15 protein-coding genes are annotated in these 12,293 nt (G+C 64.5%); 4 read left to right on the top strand and 11 right to left on the bottom strand.

The features are described 5' to 3' along the window. The first annotated feature begins 118 nt into the window (after positions 1 to 118). Positions 119 to 694 (top strand): hypothetical protein, encoded by a 576-nt coding sequence (locus ABFX23_RS05770; RefSeq protein ID WP_346032149.1) that lies wholly within the window; start codon positions 119 to 121, stop codon positions 692 to 694. Positions 695 to 795: 101 nt separating this feature from the next. Then, entirely contained in the window at positions 796 to 1,119 is a 324-nt protein-coding gene (locus ABFX23_RS05765) for a hypothetical protein (protein WP_346032148.1), read from the top strand. On the opposite strand, the gene rsmD is transcribed toward ABFX23_RS05765, so the two are convergent. Further along, a complete protein-coding gene (gene rsmD / locus ABFX23_RS05760) occupies positions 1,116 to 1,670 on the bottom strand; it encodes a 16S rRNA (guanine(966)-N(2))-methyltransferase RsmD (RefSeq protein ID WP_346032147.1) in 555 nt (184 codons plus the stop codon). The two genes, ABFX23_RS05765 and rsmD, sit on opposite strands and share 4 nt — an antisense overlap. After that, the gene (locus ABFX23_RS05755) at positions 1,667 to 2,416 is read right to left on the bottom strand and encodes a pseudouridine synthase (RefSeq protein ID WP_346032146.1); all 750 of its coding nucleotides are present in this window, start codon (positions 2,414 to 2,416) and stop codon (positions 1,667 to 1,669) included. The genes rsmD and ABFX23_RS05755 overlap by 4 nt, the downstream gene beginning before the upstream one ends. Before the next feature lie 99 nt (positions 2,417 to 2,515). Here ABFX23_RS05755 and ABFX23_RS05750 point away from each other — a divergent pair, with 99 nt between their 5' ends. Next, a complete protein-coding gene (locus tag ABFX23_RS05750; RefSeq protein WP_346032145.1) occupies positions 2,516 to 4,261 on the top strand; it encodes an AmpG family muropeptide MFS transporter in 1,746 nt (581 codons plus the stop codon). Positions 4,262 to 4,263: 2 nt separating this feature from the next. Further along, positions 4,264 to 4,587: a hypothetical protein gene (locus ABFX23_RS05745; RefSeq protein WP_346032144.1), complete on the top strand. Its 324-nt coding sequence runs from the start codon at positions 4,264 to 4,266 to the stop codon at positions 4,585 to 4,587. On the opposite strand, the gene ABFX23_RS05740 is transcribed toward ABFX23_RS05745, so the two are convergent. The 9 genes from ABFX23_RS05740 to purB form a co-directional block, all read right to left on the bottom strand. Next, positions 4,559 to 5,902: a bifunctional folylpolyglutamate synthase/dihydrofolate synthase gene (locus ABFX23_RS05740; protein ID WP_346032143.1), complete on the bottom strand. Its 1,344-nt coding sequence runs from the start codon at positions 5,900 to 5,902 to the stop codon at positions 4,559 to 4,561. The genes ABFX23_RS05745 and ABFX23_RS05740 overlap by 29 nt on opposite strands. Before the next feature lie 22 nt (positions 5,903 to 5,924). Next, positions 5,925 to 6,776 carry an acetyl-CoA carboxylase, carboxyltransferase subunit beta gene (gene accD, locus ABFX23_RS05735; RefSeq protein WP_346032142.1) on the bottom strand — a complete coding sequence of 284 codons (852 nt, stop codon included), beginning with the start codon at positions 6,774 to 6,776 and terminating at the stop codon, positions 5,925 to 5,927. Positions 6,777 to 6,785: 9 nt separating this feature from the next. Next, the gene (gene trpA, locus ABFX23_RS05730; protein WP_346032141.1) at positions 6,786 to 7,562 is read right to left on the bottom strand and encodes a tryptophan synthase subunit alpha; all 777 of its coding nucleotides are present in this window, start codon (positions 7,560 to 7,562) and stop codon (positions 6,786 to 6,788) included. After that, a complete protein-coding gene (locus tag ABFX23_RS05725; RefSeq protein WP_346032140.1) occupies positions 7,559 to 7,744 on the bottom strand; it encodes a hypothetical protein in 186 nt (61 codons plus the stop codon). The genes trpA and ABFX23_RS05725 overlap by 4 nt, the downstream gene beginning before the upstream one ends. Further along, positions 7,741 to 8,979, bottom strand: a complete 1,239-nt coding sequence (gene trpB / locus ABFX23_RS05720; protein ID WP_346032139.1) for a tryptophan synthase subunit beta — start codon at positions 8,977 to 8,979, stop codon at positions 7,741 to 7,743. Before trpB ends, ABFX23_RS05725 begins: the two co-directional genes overlap by 4 nt. Before the next feature lie 50 nt (positions 8,980 to 9,029). Further along, positions 9,030 to 9,680 (bottom strand): phosphoribosylanthranilate isomerase, encoded by a 651-nt coding sequence (locus ABFX23_RS05715; protein ID WP_346032138.1) that lies wholly within the window; start codon positions 9,678 to 9,680, stop codon positions 9,030 to 9,032. Between the two features lie 70 nt (positions 9,681 to 9,750). Beyond that, positions 9,751 to 10,425: an orotidine-5'-phosphate decarboxylase gene (pyrF, locus tag ABFX23_RS05710; RefSeq protein ID WP_346032137.1), complete on the bottom strand. Its 675-nt coding sequence runs from the start codon at positions 10,423 to 10,425 to the stop codon at positions 9,751 to 9,753. Beyond that, positions 10,422 to 10,895 carry a LapA family protein gene (locus ABFX23_RS05705; protein WP_346032136.1) on the bottom strand — a complete coding sequence of 158 codons (474 nt, stop codon included), beginning with the start codon at positions 10,893 to 10,895 and terminating at the stop codon, positions 10,422 to 10,424. The genes pyrF and ABFX23_RS05705 overlap by 4 nt, the downstream gene beginning before the upstream one ends. Before the next feature lie 78 nt (positions 10,896 to 10,973). Then, positions 10,974 to 12,287 (bottom strand): adenylosuccinate lyase, encoded by a 1,314-nt coding sequence (gene purB / locus ABFX23_RS05700; RefSeq protein ID WP_346032135.1) that lies wholly within the window; start codon positions 12,285 to 12,287, stop codon positions 10,974 to 10,976. Positions 12,288 to 12,293 lie beyond the last annotated feature (6 nt).

Raw genomic sequence — 12,293 nt, 5'->3', positions numbered from 1 at the left:
GGGCGCGCCGTGCAAGGCCAGCGACGAACCGGGGAACCGCGTTTTCTCGGAACAGGCGCACGGTCCACCCCGTTTCAGGGGCAATCGCAACAACGCGAACCGACACAGGAGACCAGTGATGAACAAGACACTTTTGGCCGCCGCCACCGCGCTTTCGATGATTTCCGTGCCTGTCATGGCCGACCATCATGAAAGCGGCGAAATGACTGCCGACCAGCAGATGATGTACGATGAACTCAGCCCCGCTGATCGCGCCGAGTTCGATACCTATACCGCCGATCAGCAGACGATGTATTTCGGCTGGAACGATGCCCTTCGCGGCTACTACTGGTCGCTGAATGACGAACAGCAGGACGCATGGTGGTATCTGAACGATGAACAGCGCGCCACGATCTTCCAGATCCAGGCGCCTGAACAGCGGGCTGCAGCCTGGAATTCGGTGATTGCCCAGGTTTCGGAACTGGAAGATGGCAATGCCACGACCCAGCAGACCGCTGCGACGACCAGCACGACCGACATGCGCTTCGTGAGCAATGCCGTGGTGCAGGATGCACCGGCACCGCACCAGGGTGAATACCCCGTGTGTGAGAGTGATGCGGACGACAACTGCATCAACGCATGGGCCGCTGGACAGCGTGGTCCCGGTGTTGACCGTCCGCTCGACTACTGGCCGGGTGAGCCTGCCAGTTCGTAATAACTGACGAGCCGTCAAGACCTTGAAGGGCCGTTCGGGAAACCGGGCGGCCCTTCGTCGATTATGATATGCATTGCTGGTGTGCCGTGAGGAGAAGCGCCGTGAAATTCGCAATTGTCCTGCCTGTTATCGCCCTGTGCATCGGAACACCTGTTTTGGCCGACAATCACGAGGGTGAGGAAAAGCCGCAGGCCGAAGTCATCGAGCGAGACGAGGACGGGCGCGCAATGCGGGTCCGCGTCAATGGTTACGAAGTCGACGTTTGCCGCGAAGGCCAGCAGGACAACTGCATCAATCCGCGCGAGGCCGGCCTCGATTTCGGCGGTGTGCCGATCGATTACTGGCCCGGCAGACCGGCGAGCGAGATCGAAGACGGCCTACCGCCCGAAGCGCCGGCGCAGAAAACGGGAGACGGCGAGGGCTAGTCCGCGATTTCGGGCCAGCGGAGGAGGACCAGCTTCGCCGGGCCGACCTTGCGCTCGGTCTCGATGTCGAGCGCCTTGATCTTCACATCGTCCTTCGCGCCCACTTCCAGCGCGACCCACGTCGCAGGTCCGATCCAGCCAAGCCGGACCAGCCGATCGATCGCCACGGCGCCTGCGTTGGTGCCATACGGTGGGTCAAGCAGCACGAGGTCACGCGCAATCTTTGCCGGGCCTAGCGACATGACGGAGCCCGCCACCACTTCGCATTGTTGCTGGGCGCGCAGGGAGGCTATGTTCTGACGGATGCACCGGATCGCGGCGGCGTCCTGCTCCACGAACAGACAATTGTCGGCCCCCCGCGAAAGTGCCTCCAGCCCAAGCGCGCCGGAGCCTGCGAACAGGTCTGCCACTGAAAGTCCCTCGAAAGATCCGAGGCGGCTCACCAGCATGGAGAACAGCGTTTCGCGCGTGCGGTCTGCCGTGGGGCGCGTGGCTTCGCCCGCAGGCGCGCGGAGCTGGCGCCGTTTCCAGTCGCCTGCGATGATCCTCATTTCAGGCTGCTCCGGAAGCGTTCGATATCTTCCTTGCGGATTTCCTGCGCCGCGCCGCGCGGCAGGTCTGCCAGGCCGAAGGGGCCGTAGGCGGTGCGGATCAGGCGGCTGACTTCGAGGCCCAGGTGCTCCAGCACGCGGCGAACCTCGCGGTTCTTGCCCTCGGTCAGCGTCACCTCGATCCACTGGTTGCGGCCCGTGCGCCGTTCCAGGTTGGCATCGATGGGGGCATATCGCATCCCTTCGATCTCAATGCCGTCCATCAGGTCTTCCAGTTGTTCCTGTGTCACGTCGCCGAAGGTGCGGGCGCGGTATGTGCGGGGGATTTCCGTGGCGGGCAGTTCCAGCAGCCGCTTGAACTCGCCGTCGTTGGTGAGCAGCAGCAGGCCTTCGGTATTCATGTCTAGCCGCCCGACCGGCATCAGGCGGGGCGTGTCCTTGGGCAGGGCATTGCGAAGGGCGGTGTAGATCGTGGGACGGCCCGAGAAATCGCGTTCCGCCGTCAACAGCCCGGTGGGCTTGTGGAAGGCGAACAGGCGCGTGCGCTCGGGCTTGGCCACGGGCTTCCCGTCCACCGTCACCCCGCGCAAGCTTGTCAGAAAGGTGGCGGGCGTGGTGACGAATTCGTCGCCGATCTTGATGCGGCGATCGTCGATCATGCGCTCGATCTCGCGGCGGCTGGCAACGCCTGCGCGGGCAAGCAGTTTGGCGATGCGGTCACCCTCTGGGCGTTCTTCCTGGGACATTCGCCGGGCCTTAGTCGTTGATGGGCCGTTCATCCAGCCTTCCATTGCAATGGATTACGGCTAGACCGGCACGACGGGCACCAGAGCGGAGAGCAATTTATGGCCGAAGCGGCCGCCGATACGAAGAAATCCAAGCCCGGCTGGCGCACGCTGGCCCGTTCGCTAAAGAATCCCAAGAGCGGCTACATGGCGCTGTTCGGCTTTGCCAGCGGCCTGCCGTTCGCGCTGTTCCTTGGCACGCTCTACGCCTGGCTGTCCGAGGCCGAGGTGGAACTGGAGACGATGGGCGTCTTTTCCCTGATCGGGCTTGCCTATGCGTTCCAGTTCCTGTGGTCCCCGCTGATCGACAAGGTGTCCATCCCCGGTTTCCGCAAGCTGGGCCGGCGCAAGCAGTGGATCGTGCCCTCGCAGATCCTGCTCGGCGTTATCCTGATCGCGCTCTCGCTGTCGAACCCCACGAACGAGGCAATCGGCTGGTTCAGCCTGCTTGCCGGTATCGGCGCATTGGCCAGCGCCACGCAGGATATCGCCATCAACGCCTGGCGCATCGACGTGGCGGACGAGGAGGCGACGCTCGATATCCTCTCCACCGTTTATCAGATGGGCTATCGCCTCGCCGCGCTGGTGGGCGGCGCGCTCGGCCTGATCATCGCCGCGCGGATAGGCTGGCCACAGACCTACCTGATGATGGGCGGCATCCTGCTTGCCATCGGCATCGCGGGCCTGTTCGCGCCGGACAGCAAGGCGGGCGAAAACGTGGACGGCACGGTAACAGACGACCTGCTGCTTAGCCTGCGCAAAAAAGGCGAGTTGAAGCCTTCAGTCCGCGCCAAGGCGCTGGGCGCTGTCGGCCTGCTGTGGGCGCTGGCAATCGGCGTGGTGCTCACCTTCATGTTCATGTCGCTGGCCTATCCGCCGGAGGAGCGGCCCAACCCGACCGACTTCACACTGAACTACGGCCCGTGGATCATCGTGGCGACCGTGGTGATCCCGGCGCTGATCGCGGGCTGGCTCGCCTCGCAGAAGGCCAAGGGCGAGAACGTGATGACCGAGGACCTGGCCGAGCGTGCGGGCAATTCCTATGCGGTCGATCATCTCTACCGCGCGCTGGTGATGCCGCTGGTGGAGTTCGTCGGTCGCATGGGCTGGTCGCTGGTGCTGATCCTCTCGTTGGTGCTGACGTATCGCATCTGCGACGCGATCTGGGGCACCTTCGCCTATCCGTTCTATCTGGGCGAATTGAATTACACGAACGACGAGGTGGCCTTCGCTTCCAAGTTCTTCGGCGTTGGCGCAATTATCGCGGGGCTAGCGTTCGGTGGCTATCTGCTCACCGTGATCGGGCGCATGGCGACGCTGACGCTGGGCGCGCTGATCGCGGCGCTGACGAACCTGCTTTATGCCGACATGGCAATCGGCGGCGCGAACATGCAGGCGGCCAGCGACTTCATCGGCTTTTCCGCCCTGATCAACTTCATGGCTCCGTTCGGCTCCGAGGCCTTGCCGCGCCTGACGTTCACAATCATGTGGGAGAACCTCGCCATCGGTATCGCGGGCGCTGCCTACGTCGCCTGGCTCAGTTCCATCGTCTCGAAGAAGTATTCCGCCGTGCAATACGCGCTGCTGTCGTCGTTGACCCTGCTGGTCGGCACGCTGGGGCGCGGCGCGCTGGGCGAGATGATCGAGGACCGGGGCTATTACGACGTCTTCATCCTCACCACGCTGATCGGCTTCGTGGCGGTCGTGCTGTGCGTGTTCGAGTGGATTAGGGTGAGCCGCGCCGGGGCGAAGTCCGGCGTCGTCACGCCCGATCGCCACGATGCCGCCCCTGAACCGGCCGAATAGTGATGGCGAGAAAGCACGGCCCCTATTGCCCCGATTGCGGCACGGACGCGCCGTTCAAGCTGCTATTCTGGGGAATGGGCAAACCGTTCACCTGCAAGGGATGTGGTGCGCGGCTGATGGTGCCGAAGGGAACGGGGGGCGGCGTTGCGCTGCTCGGCTTTCTGGCCTTCTGGCAGTTCAAGGATGCCTACGACAGCGGCTGGTGGGTGCTGGCCCTGATTAGCGGCCTCATGCTGATTGTCGGCATCCTGAGCTGGTACACGATGAAAGTGCGCAAGCTGGAGCCGGAGAAGCCCGTCAGTCCGGAAGCTCCCGGTTCAGGCTGAGCACCTTGCCCGCAAGATAGAGCGAACCGAAGATCAGCACCGTGCCTTCGGTCGCCTCACCCAGCGTGCTGACAGCGGCGGGCACGTCCGCTGCGGTCGTAACCGTGACGATACCAGCCTCGCGTGCCAGCTCTGCAAGAACCTCGGGAGCGACGCAGTCGTTGCCGGGGATCGGCACCGCCGTGATCGAATCGATATGCGGCGCGACGATCGCCAGGAAGCGGCGTGCATCCTTCGCCGCCATCATGCCGATAATCGCATCGACCGGCTTTTCCGCCTTCGCTTCGAGATAGCGGGCGAGGGCATTCGCCGCATCGGGGTTGTGCCCGCCATCCAGCAGGAACCCGCGCTGAGGCAGCAGTTCGGTGAGCGGGCCATCGCCCAGCTTCTGGAGGCGCGCAGGCCAGCGGCAGTTGCGAATACCTTCGGCCATGGCGGCTGCCGACACCGGCACCGTGTCCTGATGGCGAAGCATGGCGACTGCCAGCGCGGCATTGTCCGACTGGTGCGCGCCGGGCATTGTGGGCAGGGGCAGGTCCAGTTGTCCGTGCCTGTCACGGTAGGCGATGGCATCCGGCCCTGATTCGGCCCACCAGTCGTGCCCGCGCATGTGCAGCGGGGCTCCGGCAAGGCCAGCACGGCGCTCCACCTCGGCCGCCACATCGGGCGAATAGCCCTGAGTCACCAGCGGCGAACCGGCGCGCGCGATGCCCGATTTCTCGAACGCGATGCGGACCATGGGATTGGCCTTGGGATCGGGTGCCTCGTGATCTTCGGTCAACAGGAACTGGTCGTGATCGATGCCGAGCGAGGCGATGCCGCAGGCAGCAGGCCGCTCCATCACGTTGGTAGCATCGAAACGACCCCCAAGGCCGACTTCGATCACGCAGGCATCGGCAGGCTCGCGCGAGAACGCGAGGAACGTCGCTGCCGTCGTCACTTCGAAGAAGCTGGGAGAAAGGTCTTCCGCCGTATCCAGCACTTCTTTCAGCAGGCTTGCCAGCATGGCATCGGAGATCAACTCGCCGCCGACGCGAATACGCTCGTTGTAGCGCACCAGGTGCGGCTTCGTGGCGACGTGGACCTTCAGGCCCTCCGCCTCCAGCATGGCGCGAAGGAACGCGCAGGTGGAGCCCTTGCCGTTGGTGCCTGCAACGTGGAACACGGGCGGCAGGTGCTTTTCGGGATTGCCCAGCCGCGCCAGCAGTTCGTGGATCACGTCCAGCCCGATGCGGCCTTGCGGCAGGGAGAGCGCGCCGAGACGGTCCAGCTGGCGCTGGACGTCCTCGTTATCCGAAATGGCGAAGTCTTTCATCGCGGGAAGGTCGCAGAAAGGCTCAGGCAGCCTTGGCCGGAGTGAGATACTCCAGCAACTGCGCCAGCCTTCCGCGCAGGTCCTTGCGATGCACCACCATGTCCACCATGCCGTGCTTGTGCAGGTATTCGGCGCGCTGGAAACCCTCGGGCAACTGCTCGCGAATGGTTTCCTGGATCACGCGCTGCCCGGCAAAGCCGATGAGGGCGCCAGGCTCTGCGATATGCACGTCGCCCAGCATGGCATAGCTGGCGGTGACGCCGCCCGTGGTCGGATCGGTCAGCACGACGATATAGGGCCTGCCCGCTTCGCGCAGGCGGCGAGTCATCACCGTGGCGCGCGGCATCTGCATGAGGGAGAGAATGCCCTCCTGCATCCGCGCCCCGCCAGCGGCGGTGATGCAGACGAAGCCGCACTTCTCGTCCAGCGCGCGCTGCGCCGCGTTGCAGAAGGCATCGCCCACGGCCATGCCCATGGAGCCGCCCATGAACAAGAAGTCCTGCACGCCCACGACAGCTTTCTGGCCCTCGATCGTGCCGAAGGCGGCGGTGAAGGCATCGTCATGCGGATTGCTGGCGCGGGCGGCCTTAAGCCGGTCGGTGTAGCGCTTGGTATCCTTGAAGCGCAGCGGGTCCTCGGTCACCTGCGGCGAGGGGAGCAGTTCGAAGCTGCCTTCGTCCATCACCTGGGAAAGGCGCTTGTCGGCACCGATGCGACCGTGATGCTCGCAATGCGGGCAGACGCTCATGTTCTGCTCGTATTCGGTGCGGAACACCATCTCGGTGCACCGCGGACACTTGATCCACAGATTGTCGGGCGATTCGCGCTTGTTGCCGAAGGGCAGGCGCTCTCGGACACGGGTTAACCAGCTCATGGATGGGGCCTATCGGGCAGAATGGACCGCATTGGCAAGTTTTTCGACCAATGCGCGAAGGTGCTGCGGGGCGTTTTCCCCATGCTCGGCGACGATCTCCACCAATGCGGAGCCGACAACGACGCCGTCCGCGACCCTGGCAATCGCCTCGGCCTGTTCGGGCGTGCGCACGCCGAAGCCGACCGCGACGGGCAAATCCGTGTGTTGTTTGATGCGGCTGACATTGGCCTCGATCGTATCCACTGCAGCCTGCTGCTTCCCGGTGATCCCGGCGACGGAGACGTAGTAGAGAAAGCCCGCCGACTTATCGAGCACCATGGGCAGGCGCGCGTCGTCGGTTGTCGGGGTGGCGAGGCGAATGGGGGCGATGCCCTTGTCGCGCAGGGCGGGACCAAGGTCCTCGTCCTCTTCGGGCGCGAGGTCGACGCAGATCACGCCATCGATGCCAGCCTTGTCCGCCGCATCGGCAAACCATTCCGGCCCGCGCCGGATCATCGGGTTGGCATAGCCCATCAGCACCAGCGGCACGTCCGGGTGGCGTGCGCGAAACTCGGTCGCGTGGCGCATCACGTCGGCAGTCTTGGTGCCACCGGTCAGCGAGCGAATGTTCGCGGCCTGGATAGCGGGGCCATCGGCCATCGGATCGGTAAAGGGCATCCCCAGCTCGATCACATCAGCGCCGCCTTCGACCAGCGCATCGAGATTGGCGGCAGTGTCACCATCGCCTGCGGTGATGAAGCAGACAAGGGCGGGGCCACGGGAGAAGGTGTCGGTAAAACGGGTCATGATGCCGGGCGCCATAGCCCCGCTGCCACGGCAATCACAATGGCAATTCCACCTGCATAGGGCGCAATCTGCGGCGCGCTGACCTCCTGCCCGGTGACGGCAAAGCCGAGAGCCGAAAGGATGAAGCCTATTGGCAGGCCGATCAGGAAGAAGACGCCAGCGCGGGCGGGGGAGAAGGTCACATCTCCACCCCGAGCGCCTCCGCCACGGTGAAGATGTCCTTGTCGCCCCTGCCACACAGGTTCGCGCAGATAATCGCGTCCTTCGGCATGGTCGGTGCGACCTTGGTGATTGCGGCGATGGCGTGCGAAGGTTCCAGCGCTGGGATGATGCCTTCGGTACGGCAGAGCAGTTGGAAGGCTTCCAGCGCTTCTGTGTCCGTCGCGTGAGTATATTCCACGCGGCCCGTTTCCTTAAGCCAGGCGTGTTCGGGTCCTATGCCGGGGTAGTCGAGGCCTGCCGAAATCGAGTGGCCTTCGGTGATCTGGCCGTCCTCGTCCTGCAGCAGGTAGGTCTTGTTGCCGTGGAGCACGCCGGGGAAACCGCCTGCCAAGCTGGCGGCGTGCTCGTCTCCGTCGAGACCGTGGCCCGCCGCTTCAACGCCCAGCATCTTCACCGAAGGGTCGTCGAGAAAGGGGTGGAACAGGCCGATGGCGTTTGAGCCGCCGCCGATGGCCGCCACCAGCAGGTCCGGCAGCTTGCCGGTGCGGTCCAGCAACTGGGCGCGGGCTTCCTTGCCGATCACGCTCTGGAAATCGCGAACGAGTTCCGGATAGGGATGCGGCCCGGCGGCGGTGCCGATGATGTAGAAGGTGTCGTGCACGTTCGCGACCCAATCGCGGAGCGCCTCGTTCATCGCATCCTTCAGCGTGCCGCGCCCGGCGGTGACGGGGCGCACTTCCGCGCCCAGCAGCTTCATGCGGAACACGTTGGGCGACTGCCGCCGCACGTCCTCTGCACCCATGTAGACCACGCAGGGCAGGCCGAAGCGCGCGCAGACGGTGGCCGTCGCCACGCCGTGCTGGCCCGCGCCGGTTTCCGCGATGATGCGCGTCTTGCCCATGCGGATCGCCAACAAAATCTGGCCAATGCAGTTGTTGATCTTGTGCGCGCCGGTGTGGTTCAACTCGTCGCGCTTGAACCAGATCTGCGCCCCCTTCCCGGGAGGGGCATTCTTGCCCAATTCTTCCGTCAGACGAGGTGCGAAATACATCGGGCTGGGGCGGCCGACGTAGTGTTCCAGCAGGTCGTCGAACTGTTCCTTGAACGCTGGGTCCACCTTGGCGGCGTTGTATTCACGCTCGAGGTCGAGGATCAGCGGCATCAGCGTTTCGGCGACGTAGCGGCCGCCGAACTGGCCGAAATGCCCGCGATCGTCGGGCTGGTTGCGGAAGGAATTGGGTTTGTTCTCGGTCATGGCCTGCCGATTGGCAGAGCCGTGCGGCCAAGTCCAGCGAGTCGAAAGCCCTAGGCCGCTTTCGCGCGCGCCTCTTTCGCGGCCTTGCAGAAGGCGGCGATCTTGGCGGGGTCCTTCTTGCCGGGCTCGCTCTCGAGGCCGGAGGAGGCATCCACCAGCGGCGCACCGGTGTAGCGGATGGCATCGGCGACGTTGTGCGGCCCAAGACCGCCGGCGAGGCCCCAAGGCAGGACGTGCCGATGGTTCAGCAGCAGCCGCCAGTCGAGCGCGAGGCCGTTGCCGCCAGGCAGGGCGCCGCCTGCAGCGTCGTAAAGGAGGCGATGGGCGCAGTCCTTGAACTTCGCCGCACGTTCCAGCGAGGCGCGGTCCTTCACGCCGACCGCCTTCCAGATTTCGAGGTTCGATTTCTCACGCAGCAGGGAAAGCCACTCGGGCTTCTCCGAGCCGTGCAGTTGCAGCACGTCGGGCTGGATTTCCTGGAGCGCCTCTGCCGTGGGTTTCGGCTCCATGTTCACCGTCAGCAGCACGACTTTCACGTGGTCCGGCACACGCGCGCGCAGCTTTGCCGCATCTGCGATCGACACGTGGCGCGGCGATTTCTCGAAATGGACGAGGCCGACGTGAGTCGCGCCGGCTTCCACCGCGGCGTCGATGCTCTCGCCTGTACTAAGGCCGCAAATCTTGATGAGCTGATCTGGCATATGGATGACTTAGTGAAAGCGGGACGGTTGGTGAAGGGTTAAGCCGTCACCGTCGTTCGCAGAAAATTTTCTACAAAGTCGCCTCGATCTCGCGCGCGGCCTGCAACGGATCGTCCGCGCGGCTGATCGGGCGACCGATCACCAGCACCGACGCGCCATCGTCGCGCGCCTGTCGCGGGGTGACGACACGCTTCTGGTCGCCCGTCGCCTTGCCGCCGGGACGCAGGCCGGGAACGACGAAGAAGCCGTCCTTCCACTGCTTGTGGACCGATTTGACTTCCTGGCCGGAGCATACGATCCCGTCCAGCCCGCTGTCCTGCGCCAGTTCGGCCAGCCGCATCACGTGATGGTGCGGCGTGCCCTGAACGCCTGTGCGTTCCAGATCGCGCTCGTCGAGGCTGGTGAGCATGGTGACGGCGACGACCTTGGTGTTCTCCCCCGCCGCCGCCTTTGCATCCTCCATCATCGCCCGCCCGCCGCTGGCGTGCACGGTCATGATGGCAGGCTCCACCACGTGCAGAGACTGCATTGCACCCGCCACGGTGTTGGGAATGTCGTGCAGCTTCAGGTCGAGGAAGATCGGCAGGCCGAGGTGGGCGATCTCGTGCACCCCGTGGGTGCCGTGGGCGCAGAAGAATTCCAGACCCAGCTTCACCCCGCCGATGTGGCCTTTCACCTTCTCGACCAGCGCCTTTGCCGCATCCAGCTGCGGCACGTCCAGCGCCAGGTAGACGGGATTGCTCATGCCTTGGATTCGCTCTCGCTGTCGGGCTTGTCGCTCTTGGGTTCGTCACTACCGAACAGCGGGCCGGGTTTGTCCGCCTCGGTGGGCTCGGTGGCCGTCGCCTCGGGGCCGATATGTTCGGGGGTGGTGGGCTTCAGCGGCGTGTCGGGATCGGCGCGCACGTCGGGTTCGGTGTTGACCGGCTCCTCATCATGCTCTTGCCTCATTGCGACCGGGGTTGCCGCAGCGGTTCGCGCGGCGTTTTCGAGGCTCGCGATCTTGCGATTGAGGCGCCACTTGCTCGCCCGGTGATAGAGCCACATCGGCACGAAACCGATGGCGAAGGACACGATCACGATCGCGGGAATCTTGGTGTCCACCACGATGCCATCCCAGATCCGCACGGTGACGGTGGGATCCCAGTTGGCGATGGAAAACAGCAACAGGCCTACAAGCAGCAGTACCCAGATGACGGTGCGAACGATTTGCATCGGCTTCTCTCTTCTGTCCGTTTCGCTTTTGGCCGCGATGCTAGGGCAGCAATCGGGCCAAGGGAAGGGCGCTGCGGCTTACTCCCCGAAGACGCGGGCGAAGATCGTGTCGACGTGCTTGAAGTGATAGTCGAGGTTGAACTTCTCCTCGAGCTGTTCCTCGGTGAGGGCTGCGGTCACTTCCTCGTCGGCCTTCAGCAGGTCCAGCAGCGACATCTGGCCGTCCGATTCCCACACCTTCATCGCGTTGCGCTGCACCAGGCGATAGGCGTTGTCGCGGGTGATGCCTGCCTGCGTCAGCGCCAGCAGGACGCGCTGCGAGTGGACAAGGCCGCCCATCTTGTCGAGGTTCTTCTGCATCCGCTCGGGATAGACCAGCAGCTTGTCGACAACGCCCGTCAGGCGAGCGAGTGCGAAGTCCAGCGTGATGGTGGCATCGGGGCCGATGAACCGCTCGACCGACGAGTGCGAGATATCGCGCTCATGCCACAGCGCCACGTTTTCCAGCGCCGGGATGGCATAGCCGCGGATCATGCGGGCCTGCCCGGTCAGGTTCTCGGTCAGGATCGGGTTTCGCTTGTGCGGCATGGCGCTGGAACCCTTCTGGCCTGGGGAAAAATACTCCTCCGCTTCCAGCACCTCTGTGCGCTGCAGGTGCCGTACTTCCACTGCGAGCCGCTCCATCGAAGAGGCGATGACGGCCAGCACGCTGAAATACATGGCATGGCGGTCACGCGGGATGACCTGCGTGGAAACCGGTTCTACCGTCAGGCCGAGCTGTTCGGCGACGTATTCCTCGACGCTGGGATCGATGTTGGCAAAGGTGCCCACCGCGCCGCTGATCGCGCAGGTGGCGATTTCGGCGCGGGCGGCCTGCAGGCGCGAGCGGCAACGGTCGAACTCGGCATAGGCCTGCGCCAGCTTGAGGCCGAAGGTCGTCGGCTCAGCATGGATGCCGTGGCTGCGGCCGATGGTGGCGGTATACTTGTGCTCTTCCGCCCGCCGCTTCAGCGCGTCCAGCAGCGCGTCGAGGTCTTCCAGCAGGATATCGGTGGCGCGGGCGAGCTGCACTGCCAGCGTGGTGTCCAGCACGTCGGAACTGGTCATGCCTTGGTGCATGAAGCGCGCTTCGGGGCCCACTTCGTCAGCCACCCAGTCGAGGAAGGCGATCACATCGTGCTTCAGCACGCGTTCCTTTTCATCGATGGCGGCGACGTCGATCTTCGGGTTCGTCGCCCACCAGTCCCACAGCGCCTTCGCGCCGCTTTCTGGCACTACGCCCAGCTCGGCAAGCTTCTGCGTCGCGTGCGCTTCGATCAGGAACCAGATCTCATACTTGGTCTCGGGCTCCCAGATGGCGGTCATGGCGGGGCGGGCGTAACGGGGGACCATCGTGAA

Source organism: Erythrobacter westpacificensis (genome assembly GCF_039542285.1).
GTDB classification, from domain to species: Bacteria; Pseudomonadota; Alphaproteobacteria; order Sphingomonadales; family Sphingomonadaceae; genus Alteraurantiacibacter; species Alteraurantiacibacter westpacificensis.
This window is presented reverse-complemented; position numbering and strand designations above follow the sequence as displayed.

Bases quoted from the DNA above. Each gene is read 5' to 3' on its own strand.
- ABFX23_RS05770 (WP_346032149.1), top strand. From the start codon at position 119: ATGAACAAGACACTTTTGGCCGCCGCCACCGCGCTTTCGATGATTTCC.
- rsmD (WP_346032147.1), bottom strand. From the start codon at position 1,670: ATGAGGATCATCGCAGGCGACTGGAAACGGCGCCAGCTCCGCGCGCCT.
- ABFX23_RS05755 (WP_346032146.1), bottom strand. From the start codon at position 2,416: ATGTCCCAGGAAGAACGCCCAGAGGGTGACCGCATCGCCAAACTGCTT.
- ABFX23_RS05750 (WP_346032145.1), top strand. From the start codon at position 2,516: ATGGCCGAAGCGGCCGCCGATACGAAGAAATCCAAGCCCGGCTGGCGC.
- ABFX23_RS05745 (WP_346032144.1), top strand. From the start codon at position 4,264: ATGGCGAGAAAGCACGGCCCCTATTGCCCCGATTGCGGCACGGACGCG.
- ABFX23_RS05740 (WP_346032143.1), bottom strand. From the start codon at position 5,902: ATGAAAGACTTCGCCATTTCGGATAACGAGGACGTCCAGCGCCAGCTG.
- accD (WP_346032142.1), bottom strand. From the start codon at position 6,776: ATGAGCTGGTTAACCCGTGTCCGAGAGCGCCTGCCCTTCGGCAACAAG.
- trpA (WP_346032141.1), bottom strand. From the start codon at position 7,562: ATGACCCGTTTTACCGACACCTTCTCCCGTGGCCCCGCCCTTGTCTGC.
- trpB (WP_346032139.1), bottom strand. From the start codon at position 8,979: ATGACCGAGAACAAACCCAATTCCTTCCGCAACCAGCCCGACGATCGC.
- ABFX23_RS05715 (WP_346032138.1), bottom strand. From the start codon at position 9,680: ATGCCAGATCAGCTCATCAAGATTTGCGGCCTTAGTACAGGCGAGAGC.
- pyrF (WP_346032137.1), bottom strand. From the start codon at position 10,425: ATGAGCAATCCCGTCTACCTGGCGCTGGACGTGCCGCAGCTGGATGCG.
- ABFX23_RS05705 (WP_346032136.1), bottom strand. From the start codon at position 10,895: ATGCAAATCGTTCGCACCGTCATCTGGGTACTGCTGCTTGTAGGCCTG.
- purB (WP_346032135.1), bottom strand. From the start codon at position 12,287: ATGGTCCCCCGTTACGCCCGCCCCGCCATGACCGCCATCTGGGAGCCC.